Origin of the sequence: Anaerostipes hominis (ex Lee et al. 2021), from assembly GCF_002270485.1 — a bacterium.
GTDB lineage: Bacteria > Bacillota > Clostridia > Lachnospirales > Lachnospiraceae > Anaerostipes > Anaerostipes hominis.
In genome coordinates this window covers 1-26,517 of record NZ_NQOG01000010.1, presented here as the reverse complement: position 1 = coordinate 26,517, position 26,517 = coordinate 1, and the positions used below count along the sequence as shown (strand labels likewise).

General features: G+C 42.6%; 24 protein-coding genes. 5 read left to right on the top strand and 19 right to left on the bottom strand.

Translation table 11 applies throughout. The features are described from left to right. Window positions 1-156 precede the first annotated feature (156 nt). The 3 genes from CI597_RS10425 (at window position 157) to CI597_RS10415 (ending at window position 4,433) form a co-directional block, all read left to right on the top strand. Window positions 157-1,893, top strand: coding sequence for an ABC transporter ATP-binding protein (locus CI597_RS10425; protein WP_024729087.1), 1,737 nt, complete (start codon window positions 157-159; stop codon window positions 1,891-1,893). After that, entirely contained in the window at window positions 1,894-3,789 is a 1,896-nt protein-coding gene (locus tag CI597_RS10420; RefSeq protein ID WP_024729086.1) for an ABC transporter ATP-binding protein, read from the top strand. It begins immediately after the preceding gene. Window positions 3,790-3,890: 101 nt separating this feature from the next. After that, window positions 3,891-4,433: a Uma2 family endonuclease gene (locus CI597_RS10415; protein WP_024729085.1), complete on the top strand. Its 543-nt coding sequence runs from the start codon at window positions 3,891-3,893 to the stop codon at window positions 4,431-4,433. 59 nt (window positions 4,434-4,492) lie between these two features. Here the strand turns inward: CI597_RS10415 and CI597_RS10410 are convergent, their stop codons facing one another. The 12 genes from CI597_RS10410 to CI597_RS10355 all read right to left on the bottom strand — a co-directional run bounded on the left by CI597_RS10410 (window position 4,493) and on the right by CI597_RS10355 (window position 18,488). Continuing rightward, window positions 4,493-5,269, bottom strand: a complete 777-nt coding sequence (locus tag CI597_RS10410; RefSeq protein ID WP_024729084.1) for an HAD-IIA family hydrolase — start codon at window positions 5,267-5,269, stop codon at window positions 4,493-4,495. Window positions 5,270-5,275: 6 nt separating this feature from the next. Next, window positions 5,276-5,971: an L-ribulose-5-phosphate 4-epimerase gene (locus CI597_RS10405; protein WP_024729083.1), complete on the bottom strand. Its 696-nt coding sequence runs from the start codon at window positions 5,969-5,971 to the stop codon at window positions 5,276-5,278. Window positions 5,972-5,976: 5 nt separating this feature from the next. After that, entirely contained in the window at window positions 5,977-7,278 is a 1,302-nt protein-coding gene (locus tag CI597_RS10400) for a sn-glycerol-1-phosphate dehydrogenase (RefSeq protein WP_024729082.1), read from the bottom strand. A gap of 3 nt (window positions 7,279-7,281) precedes the next feature. Then, complete coding sequence (locus tag CI597_RS10395; RefSeq protein ID WP_034550561.1) at window positions 7,282-8,709, bottom strand: PTS galactitol transporter subunit IIC; 1,428 nt, start codon at window positions 8,707-8,709, stop codon at window positions 7,282-7,284. 27 nt (window positions 8,710-8,736) lie between these two features. After that, the gene (locus CI597_RS10390) at window positions 8,737-9,039 is read right to left on the bottom strand and encodes a PTS sugar transporter subunit IIB (RefSeq protein ID WP_024729080.1); all 303 of its coding nucleotides are present in this window, start codon (window positions 9,037-9,039) and stop codon (window positions 8,737-8,739) included. A 27-nt stretch (window positions 9,040-9,066) separates the two neighbouring features. Beyond that, window positions 9,067-9,537, bottom strand: coding sequence for a PTS sugar transporter subunit IIA (locus tag CI597_RS10385; RefSeq protein WP_024729079.1), 471 nt, complete (start codon window positions 9,535-9,537; stop codon window positions 9,067-9,069). A gap of 6 nt (window positions 9,538-9,543) precedes the next feature. Next, complete coding sequence (locus tag CI597_RS10380; RefSeq protein WP_024729078.1) at window positions 9,544-11,625, bottom strand: BglG family transcription antiterminator; 2,082 nt, start codon at window positions 11,623-11,625, stop codon at window positions 9,544-9,546. A 219-nt stretch (window positions 11,626-11,844) separates the two neighbouring features. Next, on the bottom strand, window positions 11,845-13,803 hold the full coding sequence (locus tag CI597_RS10375) for a PTS fructose transporter subunit IIABC (protein WP_024729077.1): 1,959 nt from the start codon (window positions 13,801-13,803) through the stop codon (window positions 11,845-11,847). A gap of 65 nt (window positions 13,804-13,868) precedes the next feature. After that, window positions 13,869-14,771 carry a 1-phosphofructokinase gene (gene pfkB / locus CI597_RS10370; protein WP_024729076.1) on the bottom strand — a complete coding sequence of 301 codons (903 nt, stop codon included), beginning with the start codon at window positions 14,769-14,771 and terminating at the stop codon, window positions 13,869-13,871. Continuing rightward, on the bottom strand, window positions 14,768-15,514 hold the full coding sequence (locus CI597_RS10365; protein ID WP_024729075.1) for a DeoR/GlpR family DNA-binding transcription regulator: 747 nt from the start codon (window positions 15,512-15,514) through the stop codon (window positions 14,768-14,770). The genes pfkB and CI597_RS10365 overlap by 4 nt, the downstream gene beginning before the upstream one ends. A 168-nt stretch (window positions 15,515-15,682) precedes the next feature. Continuing rightward, window positions 15,683-17,731 carry an ABC transporter permease gene (locus CI597_RS10360; protein WP_024729074.1) on the bottom strand — a complete coding sequence of 683 codons (2,049 nt, stop codon included), beginning with the start codon at window positions 17,729-17,731 and terminating at the stop codon, window positions 15,683-15,685. Beyond that, window positions 17,721-18,488: an ABC transporter ATP-binding protein gene (locus CI597_RS10355; protein ID WP_024729073.1), complete on the bottom strand. Its 768-nt coding sequence runs from the start codon at window positions 18,486-18,488 to the stop codon at window positions 17,721-17,723. The genes CI597_RS10360 and CI597_RS10355 overlap by 11 nt, the downstream gene beginning before the upstream one ends. A 175-nt stretch (window positions 18,489-18,663) precedes the next feature. On the opposite strand from CI597_RS10355, the gene CI597_RS10350 reads away from it, so the two are divergent. Next, complete coding sequence (locus CI597_RS10350) at window positions 18,664-19,014, top strand: cupin domain-containing protein (protein WP_024729072.1); 351 nt, start codon at window positions 18,664-18,666, stop codon at window positions 19,012-19,014. 82 nt (window positions 19,015-19,096) lie between these two features. Beyond that, on the top strand, window positions 19,097-19,309 hold the full coding sequence (locus tag CI597_RS10345; protein WP_024729071.1) for a hypothetical protein: 213 nt from the start codon (window positions 19,097-19,099) through the stop codon (window positions 19,307-19,309). Window positions 19,310-19,382: 73 nt separating this feature from the next. Here the strand turns inward: CI597_RS10345 and CI597_RS10340 are convergent, their stop codons facing one another. From CI597_RS10340 to argS, 7 genes are all read right to left on the bottom strand, one after another. Beyond that, a complete protein-coding gene (locus tag CI597_RS10340) occupies window positions 19,383-20,390 on the bottom strand; it encodes a sensor histidine kinase (RefSeq protein WP_024729070.1) in 1,008 nt (335 codons plus the stop codon). Continuing rightward, the gene (locus CI597_RS10335) at window positions 20,387-21,058 is read right to left on the bottom strand and encodes a response regulator transcription factor (protein WP_024729069.1); all 672 of its coding nucleotides are present in this window, start codon (window positions 21,056-21,058) and stop codon (window positions 20,387-20,389) included. Before CI597_RS10335 ends, CI597_RS10340 begins: the two co-directional genes overlap by 4 nt. Window positions 21,059-21,068: 10 nt before the next feature. Then, window positions 21,069-22,346 carry a serine--tRNA ligase gene (gene serS / locus CI597_RS10330; protein ID WP_024729068.1) on the bottom strand — a complete coding sequence of 426 codons (1,278 nt, stop codon included), beginning with the start codon at window positions 22,344-22,346 and terminating at the stop codon, window positions 21,069-21,071. An 18-nt stretch (window positions 22,347-22,364) separates the two neighbouring features. Then, on the bottom strand, window positions 22,365-22,862 hold the full coding sequence (locus CI597_RS10325) for a DUF4446 family protein (protein ID WP_024729067.1): 498 nt from the start codon (window positions 22,860-22,862) through the stop codon (window positions 22,365-22,367). Window positions 22,863-22,872: 10 nt separating this feature from the next. Beyond that, the gene (locus CI597_RS10320; protein ID WP_024729066.1) at window positions 22,873-23,766 is read right to left on the bottom strand and encodes a ParB/RepB/Spo0J family partition protein; all 894 of its coding nucleotides are present in this window, start codon (window positions 23,764-23,766) and stop codon (window positions 22,873-22,875) included. Beyond that, window positions 23,763-24,536, bottom strand: a complete 774-nt coding sequence (locus CI597_RS10315; protein WP_024729065.1) for a ParA family protein — start codon at window positions 24,534-24,536, stop codon at window positions 23,763-23,765. The genes CI597_RS10320 and CI597_RS10315 overlap by 4 nt, the downstream gene beginning before the upstream one ends. A gap of 157 nt (window positions 24,537-24,693) precedes the next feature. Continuing rightward, window positions 24,694-26,385: an arginine--tRNA ligase gene (argS, locus tag CI597_RS10310; RefSeq protein WP_024729064.1), complete on the bottom strand. Its 1,692-nt coding sequence runs from the start codon at window positions 26,383-26,385 to the stop codon at window positions 24,694-24,696. Window positions 26,386-26,517 lie beyond the last annotated feature (132 nt).

Below are 26,517 nucleotides of genomic sequence, written 5' to 3'. Positions count from 1 at the left end.
CTAAAAGTTCTGTATTCCTATCTGTGAAAGGTAATGAACACATCGTACGATGCCGTAGATTAATCAACGATATTTAAAAACCGTTGATTGAATAATAGACGATTGTTGATTATTATATTAATTTGTATAGAGAAAAAAGTAAAGGAGAAATGTTATATGATTCAAACATTAGGAAAAAGTATAAGGCAATATAGAAAAGAATCTATTAAAACACCGGTTTTTGTGACCTTGGAAGTTATCATGGAATGTATCCTTCCTCTGGTTATGGCAGAACTGATTGACGAAATGACTGCAAATTCAATGAATCCGGTCATAAAATACGGGATTGCTTTATTTATCATGGCAATGCTGTCGCTTGTTTTTGGTATCCTGTCCGGAAAATATGCGGCAACTGCATCCTGCGGATTTGCAAAAAATCTGCGAAAAGATATTTATTTTAAAATACAGGATTTTAGCTTTGCTGATATCGACAGGTTCTCGTCATCCTCTCTTGTGACCAGACTTACAACAGATGTCACCAATGTACAAAACGCTTACCAGATGATTATCCGTATTGCGGTGAGGACTCCGCTGATGATGATTTTTTCAGTGATTATGAGTATGGCGATCAATGTAAAAATGTCTCTCATTTTCCTGGCTATGATCCCTGTCATCGGTCTGGCTCTTTTAGGAATCGCATGGTTTTCCTTTCCGGTTTTTCAGAGGATTTTCCGAAAGTACGATGCATTAAATAATTCGGTTCAGGAAAATGTCTCCGGCATCAGAGTTGTGAAATCCTTTGTCCGAGAAGACTATGAGAAAACAAAATTCCAAAAAGCGTCTGAGGATGTCTGCAATGACTTTACAAAGGCCGAAAAACTGCTCGCCCTGAATAACCCGATCATGATGTTTGGGATTTACCTTGCAATCTTCCTTGTAAGCTTGATCGGTGCCCAGATGATCATCAAAACACAGGGGAGTGTGTTAACTACGGGCCAGCTTTCTTCTCTTATCAACTATGGCGTTCAGATCCTGTCCTCCCTCATGATGCTGTCTATGGTGTTTGTCTTATGTTCCATGGCCGCAGAATCTGCCAATCGTATCTGTGAGGTGCTCACCCACGAAAGCAGCCTGGTATCTCCTGAAAATGGTATTACAGAAGTGAAAGACGGCAGTATCCGATTTGACCATGTTTCGTTTAAATATAACAAACACAGCAAAAAGGACGCTCTATCTGATATTGACCTTATGATACCGTCCGGCGCTACTATAGGGATTATGGGCGGAACAGGCGCTTCCAAAACAAGTCTGATCCAGCTTATTTCAAGACTTTACGATGCCACAGAAGGGACCGTGTATGTCGGCGGAAAAGATGTACGTGAATATGATCTTGAAGCGTTGAGAAATGAAGTGGCGGTTGTACTGCAGAAGAACATTTTATTCTCCGGAACTATTAAAGAGAATCTCCGATGGGGTGATCCGAATGCAAGTGACGAAGAACTCAGACACGTATGCAGGCTTGCCCAGGCAGATGAGTTTATCAGCCAGTTCCCGGACCAGTATGACACCTACATAGAACAGGGCGGAACCAATGTTTCCGGCGGGCAGAAGCAGCGTCTCTGTATTGCCAGGGCACTGTTAAAGAAACCGAAGATCCTGATCATGGATGACTCTACTTCAGCGGTAGACACCAAGACCGATGCCCTGATCCGGCAGGCCATGAGAACAGAAATCCCTAACACCACAAAGATCATAATCGCACAGCGTGTTTCTTCCATAGAAGATGCTGACTTAATCCTTATTATGGAGGGCGGCCGGATCAAAGAATCTGGAAGCCATCAGGAGCTCATGAAACAGAAAGGTGAATACTATGATGTCTATGTTTCACAGAACAGCGGAAAGGAGGAACAATAGATGGACGAAAAAAAGAAGATTCATAGTTTTAGAAGGCTGATAGCCTATATTTTTCATCATTATCCGGTTCAGTTAACCGTTGTAATGATTTGTATCGTAATCAGTTCCTGCGCTTCAGTGGTAACTACATTTTTTCTTCAGAGACTGATTGATGATTGTATCACCCCGGGAATCACTGGAGGTTTGTCCAGCGTGTGGGTTACCTTCACCTCTATCCTCTGTATTATGGCTGCATTTTATGTGACGGGCATTGTCTGTGCATTTCTGTATACCAGAATCATGGCCGTTGTGACACAGGGTACACTGCGGAATCTGCGCGATGATATGTTTAAGCATATGCAGAAGCTGCCTATCCAGTACTTTGATACCAATGCCCATGGGGATATTATGAGTACCTATACCAATGATACGGATGCGATCCGCCAGCTGATCGGACAAAGCCTTCCGGCCCTGATACAGTCTATGCTGACCGTAGCCGTTATGTTTGTCATGATGCTTTACTACAGTCTTTGGCTGACGATTACTGTTCTGGTCATTCTGGGAATCATGATTGCTTTAACCAAACGGCTGGGAGGCGCCAGCTCCAGATACATGATGCTTCAGCAGAAATCCCTGGCCAAAGAGGAAGGCTTTGTAGAAGAGATGATGAACGGGCAAAAAGTAGTAAAAGTCTTTTGTCACGAGGAAGAAAGCAAGGAAGCTTTTACTGCGCTGAATGAGCAGTTATTTATCAATGGGGAAAAGGCAAACCAGTACGGCAATATCTTAATGCCGATCCTAAATAATATTGGAAATATCATGTATGTGTTGTTGGCTGTAGTTGGCGGACTGCTGGTTTACTTCCATGCCTCTAATTTCTGCCTGACAGGTGTAAGCCCTGTCACCGTCGGTATTATTGTTTCATTTTTAAGTATGGCAAGGCAGCTGTCGCAGACCATCGGGCAGGCCTCTATGCAGATTTCTATGATCGCTATGGGAGTTGCCGGAGCCGGAAGAATCTTTCAGCTTTTAAATGAAGAAATTGAAGAAGATCATGGATATGTCACTCTTGTGAATGTGACAAAAAATGAAAACGGAGATCTTAAGGAATCTTCTGTCCCTACAGGAATGTGGGCATGGAAGCATCCTCACAGAGAACAGGGCACCCTGACCTACACAGAATTAACAGGAGATATCCAAATGGAAGAAGTGGATTTTTCCTATGTACCGGAGAAGCTGGTCCTTCATGATATCTCATTGTATGCAAAGCCAGGACAGAAAATCGCTTTTGTCGGAGCCACCGGGGCGGGTAAGACTACGATCACAAACCTCATCAACCGCTTCTATGATATTCCTGACGGAAAGATCCGTTATGACGGAATCAACATTAATAAAATCTGCAAACCGGATCTGAGAAGGTCCCTTGGTGTAGTGCTTCAGGATGTAAACCTTTTCACCGGAACGGTGATGGAGAATATTCGTTATGGAAAACTGGACGCCACAGATGAAGAGTGTATTGCTGCTTCAAAACTGGCCAATGCAGATGATTTTATCACAAGGCTTCCTGACGGGTATGATACGGTTCTCACGGGAAATGGCTCAAGCCTGTCACAGGGACAGCGGCAGCTGATCTCTATTGCAAGAGCCGCTGTGGCTGATCCTCCGGTAATGATCCTGGATGAAGCTACTTCCTCCATTGATACAAGAACAGAGGCTTTGGTACAGAAAGGAATGGATAATCTGATGAAGGACCGGACCGTATTCGTCATTGCACACCGCCTGTCCACCGTAAAAAACAGTGATGCTATCATGGTTCTGGATCATGGCCGTATCATTGAACGCGGAGACCATGATGAACTCATTGCACAAAAGGGAGTATATTATCAGTTGTATAGCGGTGCCTTTGAACTTGAGTAGGTTGTTCGCAATACTCTTGTTTTAGGAGTATCCTCATATTATAATAAAATTGAATACTTGCTTTGGCTTTGCCCATAATCTTTATGAAAGGATGTGTTTCCATGCCCTTAGTAAAAGAAAAACTTTATACAATAGAAGATATTTATGGTCTTCCTGACGGTACGAGGGCAGAACTAATCAACGGGCATATTTACTATATGTCTCCGCCTTCAAGAAATCATCAGAAAATTGTAAGTAAGCTCAATCAGAAAATTGCAAATTATATAGACAGCCACGATGGTTCCTGTGAAGTATATCCTGCTCCATTTGCCGTTTTTTTAGAAAATGATCATATAAATTATGTGGAGCCTGATTTATCCGTTATCTGTGATAAAGACAAACTGGATGATAAAGGCTGCCATGGGGCTCCGGATTGGATCATCGAAGTTGTCTCCTTAAGCAGCAGACGGATGGATTACAGTATTAAGCTTTTCAAATACCGCACTGCCGGTGTACGGGAATACTGGATTATTGATGTTGAGAAAAACAGAATCATGGTTCATGATCTTTCCCATGAAGATATCCATGAATATACGTTTAATGATTCCGTACCCGCCGGAATATATGAGGATTTGGTCATAGATTTTAATCAATTTAATTTATAAAAATTTAATAGAAAAACACATTGGATCTCCGTACACAACATCCAATGTGTTTTTCTTTTTTACAGTTCTCTCGTTATCTCACTTAAATCTTTCACAATGAGATCTGGTTTTATATCTCCATTCTCCACATCTTTCAGGGTACTCTCACCGCTTAACACAAGAATGGATGTCACTTCGCTTTGATCGGCCACGGCAATGTCTGTATACAGCCGATCACCTACAATGGCGATTTCATCCGGGCGGTATCCCGTCTCCTGAATCATATAATTTAATGTATATTTTGAAGGTTTTCCGAAAAACTCCGGGTACCGTCCGGTGGAAGCCTCCACAAGCCTTGCCATGGAACCGCAGTCCGGGATAAACGTACCTCCCTCCATGGGACAGTTTAAATCGGGATTGATTCCGTAATAGATGCAGCCGTTCCGGATAGAATGGCAGGCCCTGGACAGCTTTTCATAGGTCAGAGTCGTGTCAAATCCCAGAACAACAATATCCGGATCTTCTTCCACCAGAGGTATCCCAAAGCTTCTGAATTCGTTCAGCAGAGAAGGTGTTCCCACGACATAAACACTTTTTCCAGGATGGTTTTCCAAAAGAAACCGTATCATCACATGGCTGGAGATCATCATCTGCTCTTTGGAGATAGCAATGCCCATATTGGAAAGCTTTTCAATATAGGCCTGCTGGCTCTTGGAAGAGTTATTTGTGAAGAAGTAAAATTTTCTGCCTGTCTCCTCCACTCTGGAAAGAAAGTCCTTCGTAAACGGAAACAGTTCATTTCCAAGATAAATCGTTCCGTCCATATCCAGGACAAAAGCTTTGATATTTTCTAACATAGCCCCTCACTTTCCGGCGTTTCCGTAGTAGGCATTGGGGCCGTGTTTCCGGAAAAAATGCTTATCCTGGATGGTCTTGGGCGCCTCACCCACTTCTATCTTCAGCTGCTCTGTCCTGGCAGCCATTTTTGCCACCTCTTCCATCACGACAGCATTGTGTACTGCCTCCTCTGCATCCTTTCCCCAGGCAAACGGTCCGTGGTTTGTGCAGAGAACTCCTGGAACATAGGCTGGATTCATTCCCTGAAATGTCTCGACAATGACTAGCCCTGTATTTTTCTCATATTCCGTTTCAATCTCTTCCGGTCTCAGACTTCTGGCACACGGGATCTCCCCATAAAAATAATCTGCATGTGTGGTTCCGTAACATGGGATTGGCCTTCCTGCCTGCGCCCAGGAGGCTGCCCAGGCAGAGTGGGTGTGGACAATGCCTCCCACCTGCGGAAATGCTTTATACAGTTCCAGATGGGTCGGTGTGTCGGAGGAAGGCTTATAATCTCCCTCCACACACTCTCCGTTTAAATTCATAAGAACCATATCAGATGGTTCCAGGTCTTCATAGGCAATGCCGCTTGGCTTGATGGCAAACAGCCCTTTTTCACGGTCGATGCCACTTACGTTTCCCCAAGTATAGGTAACCAGTCCCTTTGCGGGAAGTTCCATATTTGCCTCATAAACCTGCTGTTTTAATTCTTCCAGCATATCTTTCACCCTCCCTGATTCTTGATCACTTCTTCATAAAAACTATAGAACTTGAGAAGCCTCATAAACGTGATCCTGGCTCTCACATAAGGAGACAGCCTTGCGGTCTTTTCCTGGAAGCTCTCGTCAAATCCAAGATCCTCAAGGGATCTGACCCCGTCCACCTTTGCGAGCATCTCCGTAAGAGCCTCGGCAGAAGGAATCTCGTCAATGACAGCTGCGATCTCATTCTTTTTATCCAAAAGCTTTTGGGAATCAACCTTTTCCAGAAGATTCGGTGTATTTTCCTCCATAATGGACTCGTACATACCGAGCTTTGTAAAATTCACTCTGATCAGTTCTTCTTCCACCGGCATGGATTCTTTTACCGTAAATGCCCCGCTGCGCATTTTCTGGGCTGCCTTGTGATAGATCTTAGAAGCGAGGATCAGACCCACGCCCACTTTTTCTCCGTGGTAAAAATCAATGTAATCATTCAGCACTTCCATCTCCCACAGATGGGACATATGATGCTCCGCCCCTGAGGCCGGCCGGGAGTTTCCTGTCATCTGCATAGCCAGTCCTGAGAGCAGAAGCCCATACATAAGCTCCTCATAGGCTCCGGCATCTCCCCTGGCCAGCCCGGAAAGACTGTTTGTCAGCGCATCCAGCGCCTTGTACTCCATCTCACATATTTCTTCACAAATGTATTCCCCGGTCAGGATATGTGTGATCTTCCAGTCTGCCAGAGCCGTATATTTTCCAAGCAGATCTGCAACCCCGGAAGCTGTCAGACGCATCGGCGCCTTGCTGAAGATATCAGTGTCCGCGATCACCACAACCGGTGACACGGCAGTAAAGCTTTTTTTAAATCCATGCCATGTCATAGCTGCCACCGTGGACACATAGCCGTCCACACTGGCCGCTGTAGGTACAGAGAAGAACGGGATCTTTCTCTCATAGGCATGATATCTTGTGATATCGTGGATCGTTCCTGATCCGACGGCGATCATCAGATCCACGTCTCCGATCTGGTCAAGCTGGTTTTTGGCTGCCTCCACGCCGTGTTCATTGGCGTGAAGGTTGGCTGGGTCAAGAACTGCCTTTTTCAGACCCGGCACAAGGCGTTCCACCGTCTTTCCCGCTGCCTCATAAGTATTTTCATCACAGATCATGACAATATTCTGGAACTTCTTATATGCGTCCCTTGAAAGGATTTCCGGGAGCTTTGAGACTGCCCCGCTTTCTATGATTATATCGTCCACGACGATCTCATGTTTTCTGCCGCAGCTGCACGGTTTCAAAAATTCTTTTACATCCACTTTCATACTCTACACCCCTGCCTCTTCTGCTGATTCATTTTTATCTGCCTGACGGTCTAAGTAAGCTACGATTTCCTTGTTTTTTAATTTAAATACTGCAAACATTGCCGCATAAACTGCCACCGCGATGGCGATGAATACCGGATTTCCGGAAAGGAACGCGAGGAATACGAAACCAAGCATCGGTTTTCCAAGAATGTTAAAGCTGGTGATCATAGCTGCTCCTGCCGGAATGGCAAAGCCTGCAGCCATGGCTACCTGTGTGAACAGCGGCGCTGTGTAGGTACACATCAAAAGCCCTAAACTGAACCAGATGGTTCCTGCCACAAGAATCTTTGACATATTTCCTTTATACACGGCTACCAGACCCTGTACCATGTATGGAATTGCCAGCAGATCCACGACCGGCAGCACCTGGTTGCCCGGAAGAATGGTGGAAACCACGATCATGATCGGGATCAGGAGAAGTCCGCTTGTAAGAGTCGCAGGTTCTCCGTATCCTACCGCGTCATTGACTGCAATGTACCATTCTCTGTCTCCCGCTTTTCCCATAAATCTTCGTGCGGCCTCTGTGATCGGCGCAAACGCCTGGGCAAACATACTGGCGATCTTAGGGAAAATGGCCATGACTGCACTCGTTGCAATGGCAGCTTCTAAGATATCACCCCATCCAGCAATCGTTCCGAGCTTATTTACGCTTCCAAGTATTCCGATAAACATTCCAAGGAAAAATCCAAGTGTCATCGGCTCACCGAGGAAACCAATTTTCTTTTCTATGGATTTCGGGTTCAGCTTTAATTTATTGAATCCGAGTTTATTTAAGATCGGGTCAAACAAGATGGCAAAAATAGCCGGTTCCACGTTGTGCATGGCGATGATCGTACAATTCGGATAGTTATAATACTTGGACCACCGCTTTGCCACCAGCTCGGATATGAGCAGGCTGTACAGATTCAAGAGAATCATACATGCGATTCCGAGGAAAAAATTATGGGTCTTGAAAATAACCATGGCACCCCAGACAATATAGGAATAGTTATTCCAAAGGTCAGACGGCTGAAAAATATTTGTCCACTTCACAAGGAACAGGATCGTCTGCAGCAAAATACCCAGGCCTAAATAAATCATTCCCGCACTGGTGGCAAAGGCAACTACTGATGTTGCCTGCCAGCCCACATCGAATGTATTTAAGTTGACTCCCGTGATACCTGCCATAACCTGGGACATATTTTTAACCATCGGTGTGATGATTGGTGTAAATGCTCCGAGAATCAGCGTAAATCCCATCAGGGATACTCCTGCATAGAGCGCCGATAAAAATGCTTTTTGAACTTTTACTTTAAATATTAATGCAATGATAAAAATAATAAATGGTACGATGATAGCCGACCCGAAGTTGTCAATGATTGCTTTCAATGTTGTAAGAATTGCTTCCATATGTATTTCCTCCGTTTTACTCTCTTTTTACTTTCCGACAGACTTCAGTGCCTCCACAATCTGATCAAAAAATTCCTCCTCTCCCATACCGGTAATGCATGCGAAAGCATTGACTGTCGGGATGCCGTAATCCCCGTCCGGAAGCGGACTGGTATGGGCAAGGATATGAAATCTACCTGACTGTGCTAAATTTAAAGCCTCGGTAGGTCTTGCCTCCGTGGTGGATACAGAGTATCCTCTCTCTCCTAATTTTTCTTTCAGCTTTGCTGCTACCATGGATGAAGTTACGGTTCCTGATCCGCAAACGGATAAAATATTTACAACTGACATAATATATCTCCTTTCGGTTTTCCCTGTTTAGGAAAGTGACTGTTCTTTGTCTTTAATTATTTGGATCACGTCCTGTTTCGCCTTGCATTCAGTCAACCCTCTCAATGTCTCTGGATCCTGCAGTACCTGCAGTATTTTTTGTAAAAATACGAGATGTTCCTCTGGATCGTCCACGGCGAGCATAAAGATGAGCCTTGCCATGACAACTTCATCTGTGGTGCCCATCTGATAAAACTTCACAGGCTTTTTTAACACTCCGATAGCCACAGCGCCCTTATGCACATGGCTTTTGTCCGTATGCGGTATGGCGATCCCGATTCCTGCCATATTAACTCCTGTAGGAAAATCCTTTTCTCTTGCCTTCAGAGCGTCAATATAGGAATCCTTACAATAGCCTTCTTTTATCAATGTCTTACCCAGACGTTCAAAGACTTCCCCGGAGCTTTCGGCATCCAGGCCTGTGAGCACCAGTTCTTCTTTTAAATCTTCCCAAATCATGTTGAATTACCTCATTTCATATTCATATCGTTTGATCGCGTTATAGACTTCTTCCCCGCTCCCTGCATCCCGTATCTCATCTCTGAACTTCTGGTTATGGAACAGGTTCACCAGATGGAACATAGCCTTTAAGTGGGTTTCCTTGTTGATAGCACTTAAACAGCAGACCCATTCAACCGGGTCAAATTCAGGCTTGCCGAACACTACCGGCTCTGCCAGTCTGATCAGGCTCATACCCACCTTCTTAGCCCCCGCATTTAAGGCTTCATGGGGAAGGGCGAAGCCCGGCGCCACCAGAATATAAGGGCCGTTCTTTTCCACGTTCTCAATCATAGAGCTTATATACCGCTCCTCGATGCAGCCGTTTCTAAGAAGATACTGCGCAGACTGCCTGACAGCTTCCTGCCAGCTTTCACAGCTTACATTTAACCTGACTGCCTCGCTGGGAAGCATAGCTAAAAGCGGCATGCTCACTTCCTTGTGGCAAAACTCATTTACAACCTCTTCAATTTGAAATACCATCTGTTCCGGGGGCGTATCCGCGGCAAGGATCTCCTTGATCCGCTTCATGTGCACAGCCTCCGGCTTCTCTTTTACCTTTGGCCTGCTGATGGCTTTATGGCTTCCCTTCAGCCGTGAAAGCTTTTTTCCCACATTGATACAGTCCTCATCATTTAACAACGGGTCCACTTGGATGTATTCCATATCGGTATCCAGCGCTACTGTGGAAAGGATCACATCCGCCTCGTTTATGTCTGCGTTTTTCAGGTCATGTGCCGGTATGATGTCCGCCACGTCGAAATTAAAATACTTCTTCAGCCTGGCCAGCAGAAGCTGGGATGTTCCGATGCCGCCGTTGCACACAAGGATCACGGAATAACGCTCCGTAGAGTTTTTGTTCCGTTCCATGGCAGCACAGATATGCACTACAATGTACGAGATTTCCACCTCATTCAGCTTCCGTCCGATATATTCTTCCAAAACAGATACGTTATTCTGCACTGCTTCCTGAATCTTCGGATAACGCTCCAATACTTCTGTCACAACTGAATTTACCGTGTTATCCTGGATAGCCGATGAAAACATGGATTCCAGATGGTTGATCAGATTTTCATAGAAAATATAATCCCCCTGTAAATTCAGGTCGATGTCAATGGACACATGTTCAATGAAGGTTCTTGTGATCACCTGCATCTTTACGATTTCCTGGTTGCTGGTCGTTTTTTTGATATAACGCATCTCATTTAATATTCTGCCGAGAAACTTAATCTCCTCCTCCATAACCTCAATCCCTGCAAAATCACTGAGCTGTTTTAAGATGTAACCAGCCATCTCGTATTTGCTGTTCTTCTTGCTGTCCTGCTCCGCATACTTTTTTAGTCTCATGCGGTACAGGCTTAACACCAGGAAGTATTTCAGGTTTGTAAAAGAGGTATCTGTGAGAAACCTTCCTGAGAAATGTTCCGCCAGATTAATCACCTTTTCCATAGTCTTCAGATCTTCCATGTCCACCCGGCACTCTTCTTTCAGAGAACGGATGAGCCTCTCAAAGACCGGTGCCTCCCGGTAGACAGATTCGTTGCTCTTTATCATGGATAACAACAGCAGCCTTTTATTTTTTTCCTCACCTTCCAGTATCAATCCTTTGTTGGAATGGGAAACAACATACAGCTTATGTTTCTTAAAAAATGCCTTCAGTCCGTCCAGGTCCTGGACCACTGTGGACCGGCTCACATACATGCAGTCCGCCAGATTCGAAAGGGTCCGATAGTCCCTTTCACAGATTAATAAAGTTGCCATAAACATCTTTCTTTCATGTTTCTCCAGCTTATAGGAGTAAAAGTCATCTTGGAAAAGGTACTGCCTGGCTCTTTCCATGTCTTTTCCTGTCTCAATGACTCCCTGTTTTCCGAGACTTACGCCGGATAGTTTGTTCTTATTTAGAAATTCATTAATCTGCTCCAAATCATTCCTGATGGTCCTTGTGGATACTTTGAACTGCTCCGCAAGCTCTTTCATATATGCCGCCTGCCCATATTCTTTTTTCTGAATCAGAGTAGATAAGATTACCCGAGATCTCTTGTTCATATTCATCACCTCATCTATGTTTTGAGTATATCATTCCAACCCTTTTAAAAACAGTTTGAGGTATTTCATCTTTTGTGAAAAGAAATGTCACCCGTACATTTTCTTTCACAAAAAATGAAACAAAAAGAGCAGGGTATATGGTTTTATACATACCTTGCTCTTTTCGCAGTCTCTAAATTATAAACCTGCTTTAGCGGTATTGCCGCAATACAGGACCTTTTATTTGTTGAGTGGTTTTCTTGTGACGGACATAATCAGCATACCGATCACGGCCCCGATGGCTACTGCGGCCAGATACATCCAGCGATTTGTTACAACGCCTAAAACAAACAGTCCGCCGTGAGGTGCCGGAAGCCCACACTTAAATGCCATAGACAATGCTCCTGCTGCCGCAGATCCTATGATACACGGAGGCAGGATATGGATCGGATCCCCAGCCGCAAATGGAATCGCTCCCTCTGTGATGAAGGACAACCCCATGACGTAGTTGACAATACCTGATTTGCGCTCACTCTCTGTAAAGCGGTTTTTAAAGAATGTGGTGCACAGTGCGATGGCCAATGGAGGAACCATACCTCCGGCCATGACTGCTGCCATGATCGCATACTGTTCCGGTCCCGCATTTGCAACCGTAAGCTGTGCTGTTCCGAACACATAGGCCGCTTTGTTAAACGGTCCGCCCATATCCACAGACATCATTCCGCCCAGCACTGCCCCTAATAAAATAGAACTTGTGCCGCTCATGGAGGATAAGAAGTTGTTAAGGCCCGTATTGATGGCTCCCATGATCGGGTTGATAGCGATCATCACAACACCCATCACTAAAATCCCGCACACAGGATAGAGGAGGATCGGCTTAAGCCCTTCCAGAGCGTTTGGAAGCTTATTAAAGATCTTCTTTAACAGGACAACAATATATCCGGCCAGGAAACCTGCCAGCAGTGCACCGAGGAAACCTGAGCTTACCGGTTTTGCCTCTGCAAAATTCATTACATTGCCAAAGGTATAGCCGGCATTGGCCAGTGCGCCGCCCACAAAACCTACCGCTAATCCCGGGCGGTCCGCAATGCTCATGGCGATGAAGCCGGCCAGTACAGGCAGCATGAATCCGAATGCCTGCTCACCGATGGTCTTTAAGACCGCCGCGAGCTCCGTGTTCTTTCCGAAGTTGTTTGGATCAATGGCCTGGTTATCAAATAGGAATGCCAGTGCGATCAGGATACCTCCGCCGATAACAAAGGGAAGCATATGGGACACACCGTTCATCAGATGCTTATAAATGGTTCTTCCGATGCCTTCTCCCTCTTCGTTGGCTGTATCACCCTCAGCGGCTCCGCTGTGGTGGTAGACAGGGGCTTTTTCATCGAGGATGGTCTGGATCAGTTCTTCCGGCTTATGGATGCCGTCAGCGACCTTTGTCTGAAGCACCTGTTTTCCGTCAAAACGTGCCATCTCTACATTTTTATCCGCCGCAACGATGATACCGTCGCAGTGCTCGATCTCTTCCTTTGTGAGAACATTCTTTGCCCCGCCGGAGCCGTTTGTCTCGGCCTTTAAGGCAATGCCCATTTCCTTGGCCTTGTTTTCCAATGCTTCTGCGGCCATAAATGTATGTGCGATACCTGTCGGGCAGGCAGTGACCGCCAATACCCTGAACCCGTCCTTTTTCTCTTCCCGGACATCAGGCTCCGCCTTATCTTCTTTTGCCTCTTCAGGAAACTTTGCCGTCTCCTTCTCGTCGATATACTTTAAAAACTCTTCCTTTGTGCTGGCATTAATCAATTTGTCCAGAAATGCCGGATCCATTAAAATCGTTGAAAGTCTTGCAAGAGCCTCCAAGTGTACATCACTTCCCTCTGCCGGGGCGGCGATCATAAAAAATACCTTGGTAGGTTCCCCGTCCATAGAGTCGTAGTCAACTCCGTCCGGCACTGTCATAGCCGCAAGACCTGCTTTTTTTACTGCTGCGTTCTTTGAATGGGGAATGGCGATTCCTCCTCCGATCCCGGTGGTGCTCATTTCCTCTCTTGCGAGGATCCCTTTTTTATACTCTTCCCTGTCAGATAGATTGCCTGTCTTATCCATAAGTCCGGTCAGACGGTCTATGGCATCCTCTTTTGAGTCGACCGAAACCCCAAGTTCGATCCCTTCTGTCTTCAATAATTCTGTAATACGCATGTAATCACTCCTTTTCATCAATATCCCTCACACATTAAGTCATATATCAGTCAGCAGAAAGTCAATTATAATTGCTCATATAATTCCATGATCTTTTCTTTTGTTGCAAGATCCTCAGAAAATGCGCTGGCGCTTCCTGTTGCGATCCCCATCTTTAAGGCCTCTTCATAATCTCCGTTTTTCAGATAACCGGTCAGGAAGCCTGCAACCATGGAATCCCCTGCTCCCACTGAGTTCTTCACTTCTCCTTTTGGACAAGGTGAGATGTGCACATCACCCTTTTCCGTGATCAGGATCGCTCCGTCTCCCGCCATGGAGATCAGTACATTTCTCGCACCCTTCTCCTGAAGCTTCTTTCCATACTCAATGATCTCTTCATTATTCTTCAGTTCTACCCCGAACATTTCTCCCAGTTCATGATTATTCGGTTTGATCAGGAACGGATGGTATTTCAGAACGTTTAATAACAGATCTTTTGTAGCATCCACGACAATTTGGATCTTTCTGCCCTGAAGCCTTTCCATAATCTTTTCATATACATCTTCAGGAAGAGTGTTCGGAATACTTCCGGCCAAGACCAGAATATCTCCGTCTTTTAATGTATCCAGCTTCTGATACATCATTTCCAGCTCATCTTCATGGATATCCGGTCCCTGCCCATTGATTTCGCTCTCCTCATTTGACTTGATCTTGACGTTGATCCTTGTCATGCCTTCTCTGAGGCGGATAAAGTCCGGCTTAAATCCCAGCTGTTTTGCCCCTGTCTCAATGGCATCTCCCGTAAAACCTGCAATAAATCCGAATCCCACACTGTCGATTCCTAAATTGGCAAGTACATTTGATACATTGATCCCTTTACCGCCGCAGTACATATCTTCCTTTTTGGTCCGATTTACCTTCCCAAGAGTGAGATCATCCACCTTGATGACATAATCGATTGCCGGATTAAATGTTACTGTGTAAATCATTCTAATACCTCCTTGATAGCTGCATATTTTAAAAAGCTTGGTTCCTTAAGTTTCCCTGTGACTATGACTGCCTGATCCAGCTCGGCCACGCAGACTGCCGAAATCCTGCCAAATTTAGATTCATCCGCTAAGATATAGGCATCCAGACAATGACTAAGAGCTGTTTTTTTTACCAATGCTTCGGTTACATCCGGTGTTGTAAAACCGGTTTTTTTCGAAATCCCGTTGATTCCAAAAAATCCTTTCGTAAAGTTATACTTTCTAAGACTTTCCAAAGCTTCTTCTCCGACTACCGCTTCAGTTACCGCACGAAGTTCTCCTCCGATCAAATATACCCTAAAACCATTGTCCATGAGTTTTTTTGCATGCATAATTCCATTGGTGACATAAGAGGCTTTTTTCTCTGTAAGAAAATCAATCATCATCTCTGTGGTTGTTCCGGCATCCAGATAAATAAAGTCGTCCGGCCTGATGATCTCTGCACAGTATTGTGCGATCCGGCGTTTTTCATCCACATTTTTCAAAGATTTCTTCGCAACTGTTTCTTCTACGCCAAATCCTGCATCAATAGAAGTGGCTCCTCCGTGAACCTTATGAAGCAGACCTTTTTTATCCAGAGCCGCCAGGTCTCTTCGGACCGTTGACTCAGATATCCCGATCTGTTTTACCAGTTCCTGCACTGTGACTGACTGGTTTTTCCGTATTATCTCTAAAATCCTCCGAAACCGTTCATCTGGCAGCATGAAATCACCTCTTTTTCTTTTATTATAGCACCATTTCATTCAAAGTCAATCAATATCATGCATTTTCAGTCATTCAAATTTTTCAAAGGCCAGCATGATAAGCTCCTTTTAAGAAATAAAAAACAGCAGATATATAAAAATCTGCTGTTTTTTATGATTATAAAGTATTTATCTGTTTTTATCCTTGATGACAGCCTTGCTTCCAAGATATGTTGCCAGCATATATCCTCCGTAAATTACAAGGATAGCGCCTCCCGAAGCCAGTATGCCGTTGAAAGCATTTACATTTCCCAATGTTGAGATAACATTGCTGGCAACCTTCACACCGATATAGGAGTGTACGAGAGCGAGGCTCAGCGGAACCATGAAGTAAATAACAATCTGTGCCAGCATTGCATGATTGATCATTCGTTCATCCGCTCCTATCTTTCTCAGCAGATTATACCTTTCCACGTTATCTGAATTTTCACTGAGCTGCTGCAGTGCCAGAACGGCAGCACATGTAATCAGGAAGACGGCTCCTATATAAATAGCAATGTAGGTAATCACGGTGCTCAGTCCCGCGCTCTGTTCGATCATCTCTACCTTATAGATTGCTGTGTGATACGGCGCTTTATTTCTTTCCTCCATTGTTTTATTCGGATACACACTTTCCATAAGTTTACTTAGTTTATGGGTATTTTCTTCTGCATCGCCTTTTAACTGACAGTTGTACACAACTGTATGCACAGGGATCTTTTTTGCAACATCGTCAGGAACGATCAAAGTTCCCATGTCCATTGGCAGAGCAGATGCAGAATAATAGGTGCTGTCGATCATAGAACTTTTTGCAGTTAGAGCTTTGCCGCCCATTTTGATCTCTACCCTATCTTTACATACGTCTTCCCACAGCTTCCTCATATTTTCAAAATTACAGTTTACTGCGTATTCATCCGACTTCAGACTGATCGTCTGTTTCCCCTGCTTTCTCATTGCTTCATTGTAGTCTGATAAACCTATAATTTCAGGTGATGACTTTTCCATCGATGCTTTTACACCTTTAGGATAATCTACAAGTTTATCACGGCCGTTTAAAAATATCTTAAATTTAAGTTTTTCGTAGAGCCTTGTGGAAATCATACATGATTTATCAACAAATTTGTTCATATCGATTCCTTTTGACTTAAACTCTTTTCTCATGTCTGTCTTTACTTCAGAGTTCTTTTCATCTTCCGGGAAGTATTTAACATAAGATACATCATATGGTGTTGCCTTCTTCATATCTCTGCCCATTGTCGTTGCCAGTCCGGCCCCGGTAGAAAATACACCGATTGCCACTAAGAGCATCAGACAGAGCAGTGTCATAGACACGAAGGTTGTAGTAATCTTTGAATTGATCTGTCTTAAAATAAACATATTAAGCTTCCGGTAATAAAACTTCTTGTTTGTTTTCAAAATTCTTAAAAAGAATCCGGAAAGAGACAGGAAAAACAAAAATGTCCCAATCGTACCAAATATAATACTCATCCAGAACTGATCGTCTGTCTGCATCATGCCGTTTTCCCGGATACAGTGATATGCAAATCCGATGCAGACCACAGAAATCAAAAACAATACAACAGAAACTCCCAGTTTCTTAACTTTTAAAGCTTCATTTTTTTTGTTCGCTGTTAAAAGTTCAATGACCTTTACCTTGGATATACTGAACGTATTAAAGATCATAACAATCAGAAAAATAACTGCAAAATAAATGATCGTCTTTATAAATGCTTCTCCGGAAAATACAAAAGTAAATTCCTTCATCTCTACCATAAACATTTTTGCAGTTACCGCAGCCAGTCCCTGAGATAAAAATACTCCGGCCAAAAGTCCTGCTGCCAGTGCAAACACTCCAATGAACAACGTTTCAATGATCAGTACTTTAGAAACCTGGCGTTTATCCATTCCCAGACACAGGTAAAGTCCAAGCTCTTTCTTCCGCCTTTTGATCAAAAACCTGTTGGCATAGATCACAAGAAATCCAAGAATCACTGCAATAAACACAGATAAAGAACTGATTGCCATCTGAAGCATTTCAATGATACTTTTCTGTGACTCATTAATTTTAAGCATCGCTTCCTGACTGCCAATAGAGTTAAATACATAAAACAGGCAGACACCGAATGTCAGTGTCAAAAAATATACCGTAAAATCTTTCATGCTCTTTTTTACATTTCCAAATGCTAATTTAGAATACATTGGTACTGTCACCTCCAAGCAATGTCACCACTTCAATGATGCGGTCAAAAAACTCTTTTCTGGAATCCCTGCCTCTCACAAGTTCATTAAAAATCTTACCGTCCTTGATAAACAGAATCCGCTTACAGTAGCTTGCCGTAAACGCATCGTGAGTTACCATGAGAATCGTGGCATGAAGTTCCGCGTTCATAGTTTCCATACTGTCTAAAAGCATTCTTGCAGACTTGCTGTCCAGTGCTCCGGTGGGCTCATCGGCCAGGATCAGGGTCGGGTCGGTCACCATAGCCCTTGCACTTGCCACTCTCTGCTTCTGTCCTCCGGAAAGCTGATACGGATACTTGGACAGTTCTTTTGTTATCATTAATTTTTCTGCGATTGATTTTACCCTGTCATCAATTTCTTTGGCCGGAGTTTTCATAATTGTCAGAGCCAGCGCTATATTTTCATAAGCAGTCAGTGTATCCAGCAAGTTGAAATCCTGAAAAATAAATCCCAGCTGTTCCCTCCGGAACTTGGAAAGATGTTTTCCTTTAAGTTTTGTAACATCCATTCCGTCGATATAAATGTATCCTGATGTTACACGGTCGATTGTGGAAATACAGTTTAGAAGTGTGGTTTTTCCGCTTCCGGAAGCTCCCATAATACCGATATATTCACCCTTTTCCACGTCAAAGCTGATACCGTCCACGGCCTTTGTCACATTTCCTTTGTTTCCATAATATTTTTCCATATTTTGAACTTGCAATACTGTTTTCATATCCCAATTCTCCTTTGCTTTCTTTATGTTATCCTTACTATATCACTGTCTGTGCACTCTATCCATCGAACTTCCTTACAGCAAGCTTACACTTTTGTCACTTTCTATTTTGATTGTAATTTAAAAAGCTATCCTCTATACTGATACTATAACCAAGAAAAACGGAGGTAAAGCTATGTATTTAAAAAATGAAGATGTAAAGTATGAGAGCGTAGAAAATGCACGGGGAGGCAAAGGAACGATCCGGAAGACTGCTTTTCTTACAAATGAAGAGATGAAAGACAGCAGTCGTCTGTTCGGCAAGATCATCATCCCTCCGGGATGTTCCTTCGGATACCATGTCCACGAGAATGAAGGAGAAGCCTATCATATTTTAGCCGGAAAAGGCATGTACAATGACAACGGTACCGAATATGAAGTTAATGAAGGGGATACTACATACACTATGAGCGGATGCGGTCACGGCATTGAAAATATCGGTGACACAGACTTAGAAATCATTGCGTTAATATTGTTAGACAAGTAAAAAATTTAGAAAAATCTTCTTGAATGATATTTTTTTCATAGACCAACCATACTAATTGTATCTCAATAAGGAGGTTGATGTCATGAAAAAGAAAAAAGAGCTGACCAATGAAGAGATCGACGAAAATATTTTTGACATGTGTTCTACCTGTTCTACTACCGACTGCACCGGACTGATTCCTGCAAAACCAGTATCCGATGCGGAGATGGAATCCTATGAACAGCTGTATCCATTCCGTCCGCCGGTAATGAATATCGAAGACTGTCCAAATACAGACGAACATGATCCTGAATAAAATAAAACCGCTGACATCCACGTGTGCAGCGGTTTTGTTTTACATAGAGGTTGGGTATTTTGACCCTGGTATCTTACATATAAACAAATGAATTTTTTGGAAATGTTATTTTTATCTGTGTTCCTTCTCCTTCTTTTGACCGGACAGCAAATCCAATCCCAAGCTTATCTGAGAGCTTTTTGCAAAGATACAATCCCATTCCCGTGGATTTGGCATACTTCCTTCCTGTGGTCCCTGTATAACCCTTTTCCATGACTCTCGGAAGATCTTTCCCTGATATTCCGATACCGTTATCCTTTATAAAAAGCTGTACCTGTTCCTTTTCGTCCACTGCCGTAAACTGAATTTCAGGATGATCTTTGCGGTACTTTACTGCATTGATCAGCACCTGCTTTAAAATAAATGACATCCATTTTTCATCTGTATAAACATCATAATACAGATTTTCAAGGCTTACCTTTACCTTTGACTGGATCAGAATCTTTGAGTTACTGCGGATCAGTTCCTGAACCATAGAATTAAGATTCATACGTTTTACAATATAGTCCTTCTCTACTCCGTTGCTTCTGGAATAATACAGTGCCTGTTCAAGATAGTATTCCACTTCCTCCAGTTCTTCGCTGATATTTTTTGTTACCTCAGACGGATTATTTTCTATCATCAGCCTGGAAGCGGCGATGGGAGTCTTCACTTCATGAATCCACATTTCTACATACTCTCTGTAATCCTGGGCAGAGATCTTATACTCTGCCACCTCATCGCTCATAGATTTATTGGTCTGCGACAGACAGTCATAAAATATTTTCCCCTCTGTAAAATCGGGCCTGTCAAGAAGCTCTGGCAGCATGAATTTTTTATCTAAGGAATCCATACTTTCCAGTGCCGTCTCATAAAAACGTTTTTTCTTAAAATATTCATTTCCCAGTGCAAGAACCATAAGAATAAAGTACAGGCAAAGCAGGTAAATAATAGCAAAGGTTGTGGCGTGGAACAGATTCAGCATCCATACAAGAAAAGCCAAATAAAATATTTGAAGTCCGAAAAATAATGACTTATCTCTTAAATATGCCCTGAAGCTCATACAAGATACCCCTGCCCTCTCTTTGTGACAATATAATCGGCAAGCCCGATGGAATCCAGTTTCTTTCTGAGCCTGTTGATATTTACCGTCAGTGTGTTGTCATCCACAAATTCATTGGACTGCCACAGTTCTTCCATCAGATTATCTCTGGATACGATCTCCTCTTTATGCTTCATAAGTACAGACAGTATCTTCAATTCATTTTTGCTCAGTTCTATCTGCTCTTCTCCGTGGCATGCCGTACTGTTTGACAAATTAATCAAAAGTCCTTTATGGGTGATCTGCCAGTCTTCTTTCACATGCTTTGTGCGCTTGAGCAGAGAAGATATCCGGGCCACAAGAATCTGCGTATTATATGGCTTAGAAATAAAATCATCGGCTCCCAGATTCATGCTCATGAGCTCGTCCATCTCGCTGTCTCTGCTTGTGACGACGATGATCGGGACATCCGATTTTTCTCTGACCGCACGGCATATATAATATCCGTCGTACACAGGAAGATTGATATCCAGAAGGACCAGGTCAGCCCCTTCCTTCAAGATATCTTCCACTATATTTTCAAAGTTATTGAGTGCTTTTGTCTCATAATCATATCTTCCCAGAAACTCACAGAGTTCTTTTTGGATCTTCTGATTATCTTCCACTAAAATAATCTTTGCTTTTTCCATATAAAATCCTTTACTGAATGACTTTCATTCCGCCCATATAAGGCTGAAGTGCCTCCGGTATCTTCACACTGCCGTCTGCCTGAAGATTATTCTCCAAAAATGCAATCAGCATCCGAGGCGGCGCAACGACCGTGTTGTTCAATGTATGCGCGAAGTACTTGCCGTCTTCTCCATTAACACGGATCTTTAATCTCCGTGCCTGTGCATCTCCGAGATTAGAACAGCTTCCCACCTCAAAGTATTTTTTCTGGCGCGGAGACCATGCCTCTACATCTACTGATTTTACTTTGAGATCAGCCAGATCTCCGGAACAGCACTCTAATGTCCGGACCGGGATATCCAGAGATCGGAACAAATCTACAGTGTTTTTCCACAATTTTTCGTACCAGTCCATACTTTCTTCCGGTTTACATACAACGATCATTTCCTGTTTTTCAAACTGATGGATTCTGTAAACTCCCCTCTCTTCCAGTCCATGAGCTCCTTTTTCCTTTCGGAAACATGGAGAATAACTTGTCAGAGTCTTTGGAAGTTCTTCTTCCCGGATCATTGTATCAATAAATTTACCAATCATGGAGTGTTCGCTCGTTCCAATCAGATACAGGTCTTCTCCTTCGATCTTATACATCATGGCATCCATCTCGTCAAAACTCATGACACCGGTCACTACATTGCTTCTGATCATAAACGGCGGCACACAATAAGTAAACCCTCTATTGATCATAAAATCACGGGCATAAGATATGACTGCGGAATGAAGCCTCGCAATATCTCCCATCAAATAATAAAATCCCTGGCCTGCCACTTTTCTTGCGCTGTCGAGATCAATACCGCTGAATTTTTCCATAATTTCCGTGTGATAAGGAATCTCAAAGTCAGGAACAACCGGCTCTCCGAATTTCTCGATCTCTACATTTTCACTGTCATCTTTTCCAATCGGCACTGAAGGATCAATGATATTCGGAATTGTCATCATGATTTTTAAGATTTTTTCTTCTACTTCTTTTTCTTCCTCTGTCAGTTCCTCAATCCTGCCGGCCTGATTTGACACTTCCTGTTTCAGCTGTTCCGCTTCTTCCTTTTTTCCCTGTGCCATCAATCCGCCAATCTGTTTGGAAATCTTATTCCTGTTGGCTCTCAGAGACTGTACTTCCTGTTTGATCTCCCTGTTTTTTTCATCTAATTCTAAAACTTCATCTACCAGAGGCAGTTTACGGTCCTGGAACTTATTTTTAATGTTCTGTTTTACTGCTTCCGGGTTTTCTCTCACAAATTTAATATCTAACATGACTTCCTCCTGATATATTTATTTATTCATACAATCTTCCAACACAATCTGCTCTTCCTTTGAAAGCGCCACCTCTGAACGGCCCTCTTTAATTTCTTTTACATACATATAACTTCCGTAGCGGTTGCTCATGGCATTCAATACGATTCCATTGTTCCTGTGATCCAAAAGTGCAATCGCGAAACTCGTCTCTCCGCCCATCTCTTTAAATGCATTATATTTTAAAACCTGCATTTTGGAATATGATAATTGAAGCTTATCTTTCAGTCTTCCCATTTCTTCATCAAGTATTTTATGATTCTCTTCAATTCTTTCCAATTCATCAAAATGTTTTACAAAAGTCTTTTCAAGGGACTTTCCATTTTCCCCCTTCATAAACATGCGGTACTTCTTTTTTAAGCTGCTGGTCTTCACCAACAAAACAACAATCAGCAGTAATGCCAGGGCACATACGCCGGCCAAACCACATAAAATATAAAATAAGTCAATCCCAAAAATTGTAATACCTGTTGTCATTTTATTCCTCCTATAACGTTCTCAGCATATCTACTAAACGGTCCAGTTCTTCTTTTGAGTAATACTCTATCTCAATCTTTCCTTTGTTATTTCGATTCTTTATATTCACTTTACTGCCGAGTGCCTGTTTCAAGGATTCTTCTATATTGGCAAACAGATATTCCTGAATTTTATCCTCCTCTTTAGGAGTTTCCTTCTTTTTCTTTGACATTTGTTTTACAAGCTTTTCAATCTCTCTGACACTGAGTTTTTCATCGAAAACTTTCATCGCAGTCTCATACTGCTGATCGGGATCATCGATTGCCAGAAGCGCACGGGCATGCCCCGTAGTGATCATTTCTTCCGACAGCAAATTTTGGACTCTCTGATCCAGCTTTAAAAGTCTCAGTGAATTCGTGATGGCAACACGGCTTTTTGAAACTTTGGCTGCCACCTGGTCCTGCTTCAGCGAGAATTCTTCCATAAGCCTTTTGTAGGCCAACGCTTCTTCGATAGGATTTAAATCTTCTCTTTGAATATTTTCGATCAGTGCAATTTCTACTATTTCATTTTCTGCATAATCTCTGATTAGTACCGGCACTTCCTTTAAGCCCGCCAGTTTGGCCGCTCTCCATCTTCTCTCTCCCGCAATAATCTCATAAAATTTTTCGTGTTTTTTTACGATTAGCGGCTGAAGAATTCCATACTGCTTGATCGAATCTGCCAGCTCCTGAAGAGAGTCTTCATCGAACTGTCTCCTGGGCTGATCTGGATTTGGTTCTACTTTCAGTATCGGTACCATAATCTCCGATTTTATCTGCTCCTCTTTTTTTAAAATCTTCTCTGATTCGGCATCTTTGGCGGGAGCACTTGGTATCAGTGTATTCAATCCCCGTCCCAATCCTGTTTTCTTTTTCGTCGTCATTCCTCTTTTCCTCCGTTTGCAATTACCTCTTCTGCCAACATCTGATAGCTCTCTGCACCGACTGATTTAGGATCATACAGATTAATTGGAAGTCCATGGCTAGGTGCCTCTGCCAAACGCACATTTCTCGGAATAATTGTCTTATAAATATTTTGGTTCAAATATGATTTTACATTTTCCACAACTTGCAGCGATAAATTCGTTCTGGCATCATACATGGTAAATACCGCTCCCTCAATTTCCAAATCAGGATTGAGACTCTTTTGTATCAATTCAATGGTATACATTAACTGGGTCAATCCGTCCAAAGCATAAAATTCACATTGAATCGGTACAATTACGGTATCCGCAGCCGTCATAGCATTAACTGTGAGCATTCCCAGGGCAGGCGGACAGTCTATGATAATAAACTCATAGTTTTCCACAGTCGGCTGAAGTTTCTCTTTTAGTATGTACTGCATCCGATCCACAGTCATCAGTTCAATTTCTGCCCCTGCCAGATTACGGTTAGCCGGAGCCAGCGACAAATTTTCAAAAACTTCAGGACAAATACATTCATCAAATGTAATTTCATCTGAAATCACTTCATAAACTGTATGTTCTAATTTGTTTTTGTCCAAGCCCAGACCGGTTGTTGTATTTCCCTGAGGGTCCATATCTATGATGAGTGTCTTTTTTCCTGCAGCAGCCAGGGCAGCAGAAAGATTCACCGCCGTCGTTGTTTTTCCGACGCCGCCCTTTTGGTTAGCAATTGCGATAATTCTTCCCATATTATATATTCTCCTTTTAAAAAATATTATATCACTTACAACTTTTCATTTCCATATGTTTCACGTAAAACATAAAAATAAGTACAATAATGTTTCACGTGAAACAAAAAAGCAGATATGAAATTTCATATCTGCTTCAAACAACTTTATACTCTTACTACATCTGTTCCGGACATTTCATTCCAAGAAGATCAAGGCCATCTTTGATTGCTTTCTTTGCAATTATCACTAACTTAACTCTTGCTCGTTTGAGTTTCTCATCTTCCACATTGCACTGATTTTCATGATAAAAATGATTGAATGCCTGGGCAACCGACATAACGAACCTTGCGACAACCGATGGTTCCAGACGTTCAGCTGCTGTCTTCACGACTTCTGGAAAACGAATCAATTCTTTTAATAAAGAAACTGATGCTACGTCTGTCAATAAAGAAGGATCTATATCTTCAGGCACATCCGTTATCCCTGTCTTTCTCAAAACACTGGCGGCACGCGCATAAGTGTATTGAACATAAGGTCCTGTCTCACCGTCAAAACTATGAATCTTATCCCAGCTGAATGTGACATCCTTTATTCTCTGGTTATAAAGATCATTAAAAATGATAGCACCAATACCAACCATCTTTGCAACTTCGTCTTTGTCCTGAAGATCCGGATTTTTATCATTGATGACTTCTTTGATCTTTGATACAGATTCACGGAGAATATCTTCTGCATAAATAATATTTCCGCTTCTTGTAGAAAGCTTTCCGCCTTCCAGACTTACCAACCCATAAGGAACATGAATTAGATCTGTTTTGGCCCACTCATACCCCATAAGTTCCACCACTTTAAATACCTGTGCGAAGTGAAGTTTTTGTTCCATACCTGTGACATAAATACATTTTTCAAAATCATAAGTTTTTTTGCGGTAAAAAATTGCAGCCAGATCCCTCGTAGCATAAATAGAACTTCCGTCTTTTTTCATAATCAGACAAGGAGTCATATCATACTCTTCCAGATCAACAATAAAAGCGCCTTCGCTTTCTTTCAGCATTCCTTTTTCCTTTAACTCATCTACCACGGCAGAAGTCTTGTCCCTATAAAAACTTTCACCAGCATAAGAATCAAAATCCACATTCAAAAGTTCATAGATCCTTTTGTATTCGATTAAACTAATATCTTTAAACCACTCCCAAATGGAAAGAGCTTCTTGATCACCTTGTTCCATTTTGACAAACCATGCCCGGGCCTCATCATTTAAAGTATCGTCTTTTTCTGCTTCTTCATGAAATTTTACATAAATCTTCATCAGTTCAGAAATACCGTTCTGTTCTACAGCCTCTTTGCTTCCCCACTTTTTATAAGCCACAATCAGTTTTCCAAACTGGGTTCCCCAGTCACCCAAATGATTGATTCTCTCGACCCGATAACCAAGCTTTTTATAAATACGGTAAATAGAATTGCCTATCAAAGTGGTCCTCAAATGACCGACATGAAAATTCTTTGCCACATTCGGAGAAGAATAGTCAATACAGATAGTTTTTCCGCATCCCATCTCAGAACTGCCGTAATTATCCACAGAAACCTGATTCAACATCTCACTTACAAACATCGTTCTGTCAATAAAGAAATTTACATAAGGACCCATAGCCATAACTTTAGAGACAAAATCTGTTTTCTTTATTCTTTCTGCTACCTCTTCTGCTATCATATTCGGAGCTTTGCGGAAAATCTTAGCCAGCTGAAAGCATGGGAATGCAAAATCGCCCATATTCTCCTGGGGAGGTATTTCTAAAATTCTGCTTACTGTCTCTCTGTCCAATTCTTCAATAGAATCTGTGATTAAATCAATTATCTTATCTTTCATTTTTATATCCATTCCTTTCGCTTCGCTCAGGCACAAAACGTTATGAAAATATTTCCCTGAGCTTATTTTTTCTTTATAATTCTTCTTTGTAGGGAACTCGGTATACTACAAATCACGAGGAGGTGAGTGGGC

Coding starts and splice junctions, on each gene's coding strand:
- argS (WP_024729064.1), bottom strand. CDS start 26,385: ATGAAAGATAAGATAATTGATTTAATCACAGATTCTATTGAAGAATTG.
- CI597_RS10320 (WP_024729066.1), bottom strand. CDS start 23,766: ATGACGACGAAAAAGAAAACAGGATTGGGACGGGGATTGAATACACTG.
- CI597_RS10415 (WP_024729085.1), top strand. CDS start 3,891: ATGCCCTTAGTAAAAGAAAAACTTTATACAATAGAAGATATTTATGGT.
- CI597_RS10315 (WP_024729065.1), bottom strand. CDS start 24,536: ATGGGAAGAATTATCGCAATTGCTAACCAAAAGGGCGGCGTCGGAAAA.
- serS (WP_024729068.1), bottom strand. CDS start 22,346: ATGTTAGATATTAAATTTGTGAGAGAAAACCCGGAAGCAGTAAAACAG.
- CI597_RS10385 (WP_024729079.1), bottom strand. CDS start 9,537: ATGATTTGGGAAGATTTAAAAGAAGAACTGGTGCTCACAGGCCTGGAT.
- CI597_RS10395 (WP_034550561.1), bottom strand. CDS start 8,709: ATGGAAGCAATTCTTACAACATTGAAAGCAATCATTGACAACTTCGGG.
- CI597_RS10380 (WP_024729078.1), bottom strand. CDS start 11,625: ATGAACAAGAGATCTCGGGTAATCTTATCTACTCTGATTCAGAAAAAA.
- CI597_RS10410 (WP_024729084.1), bottom strand. CDS start 5,269: ATGTTAGAAAATATCAAAGCTTTTGTCCTGGATATGGACGGAACGATT.
- CI597_RS10420 (WP_024729086.1), top strand. CDS start 1,894: ATGGACGAAAAAAAGAAGATTCATAGTTTTAGAAGGCTGATAGCCTAT.
- CI597_RS10350 (WP_024729072.1), top strand. CDS start 18,664: ATGTATTTAAAAAATGAAGATGTAAAGTATGAGAGCGTAGAAAATGCA.
- pfkB (WP_024729076.1), bottom strand. CDS start 14,771: ATGATTTACACAGTAACATTTAATCCGGCAATCGATTATGTCATCAAG.
- CI597_RS10365 (WP_024729075.1), bottom strand. CDS start 15,514: ATGCTGCCAGATGAACGGTTTCGGAGGATTTTAGAGATAATACGGAAA.
- CI597_RS10360 (WP_024729074.1), bottom strand. CDS start 17,731: ATGTATTCTAAATTAGCATTTGGAAATGTAAAAAAGAGCATGAAAGAT.
- CI597_RS10355 (WP_024729073.1), bottom strand. CDS start 18,488: ATGAAAACAGTATTGCAAGTTCAAAATATGGAAAAATATTATGGAAAC.
- CI597_RS10335 (WP_024729069.1), bottom strand. CDS start 21,058: ATGGAAAAAGCAAAGATTATTTTAGTGGAAGATAATCAGAAGATCCAA.
- CI597_RS10400 (WP_024729082.1), bottom strand. CDS start 7,278: ATGAAAGTGGATGTAAAAGAATTTTTGAAACCGTGCAGCTGCGGCAGA.
- CI597_RS10345 (WP_024729071.1), top strand. CDS start 19,097: ATGAAAAAGAAAAAAGAGCTGACCAATGAAGAGATCGACGAAAATATT.
- CI597_RS10405 (WP_024729083.1), bottom strand. CDS start 5,971: ATGCTGGAAGAATTAAAACAGCAGGTTTATGAGGCAAATATGGAACTT.
- CI597_RS10340 (WP_024729070.1), bottom strand. CDS start 20,390: ATGAGCTTCAGGGCATATTTAAGAGATAAGTCATTATTTTTCGGACTT.
- CI597_RS10375 (WP_024729077.1), bottom strand. CDS start 13,803: ATGCGTATTACAGAATTATTGAAGACAGAAGGGATCGAACTTGGGGTT.
- CI597_RS10325 (WP_024729067.1), bottom strand. CDS start 22,862: ATGACAACAGGTATTACAATTTTTGGGATTGACTTATTTTATATTTTA.
- CI597_RS10390 (WP_024729080.1), bottom strand. CDS start 9,039: ATGTCAGTTGTAAATATTTTATCCGTTTGCGGATCAGGAACCGTAACT.
- CI597_RS10425 (WP_024729087.1), top strand. CDS start 157: ATGATTCAAACATTAGGAAAAAGTATAAGGCAATATAGAAAAGAATCT.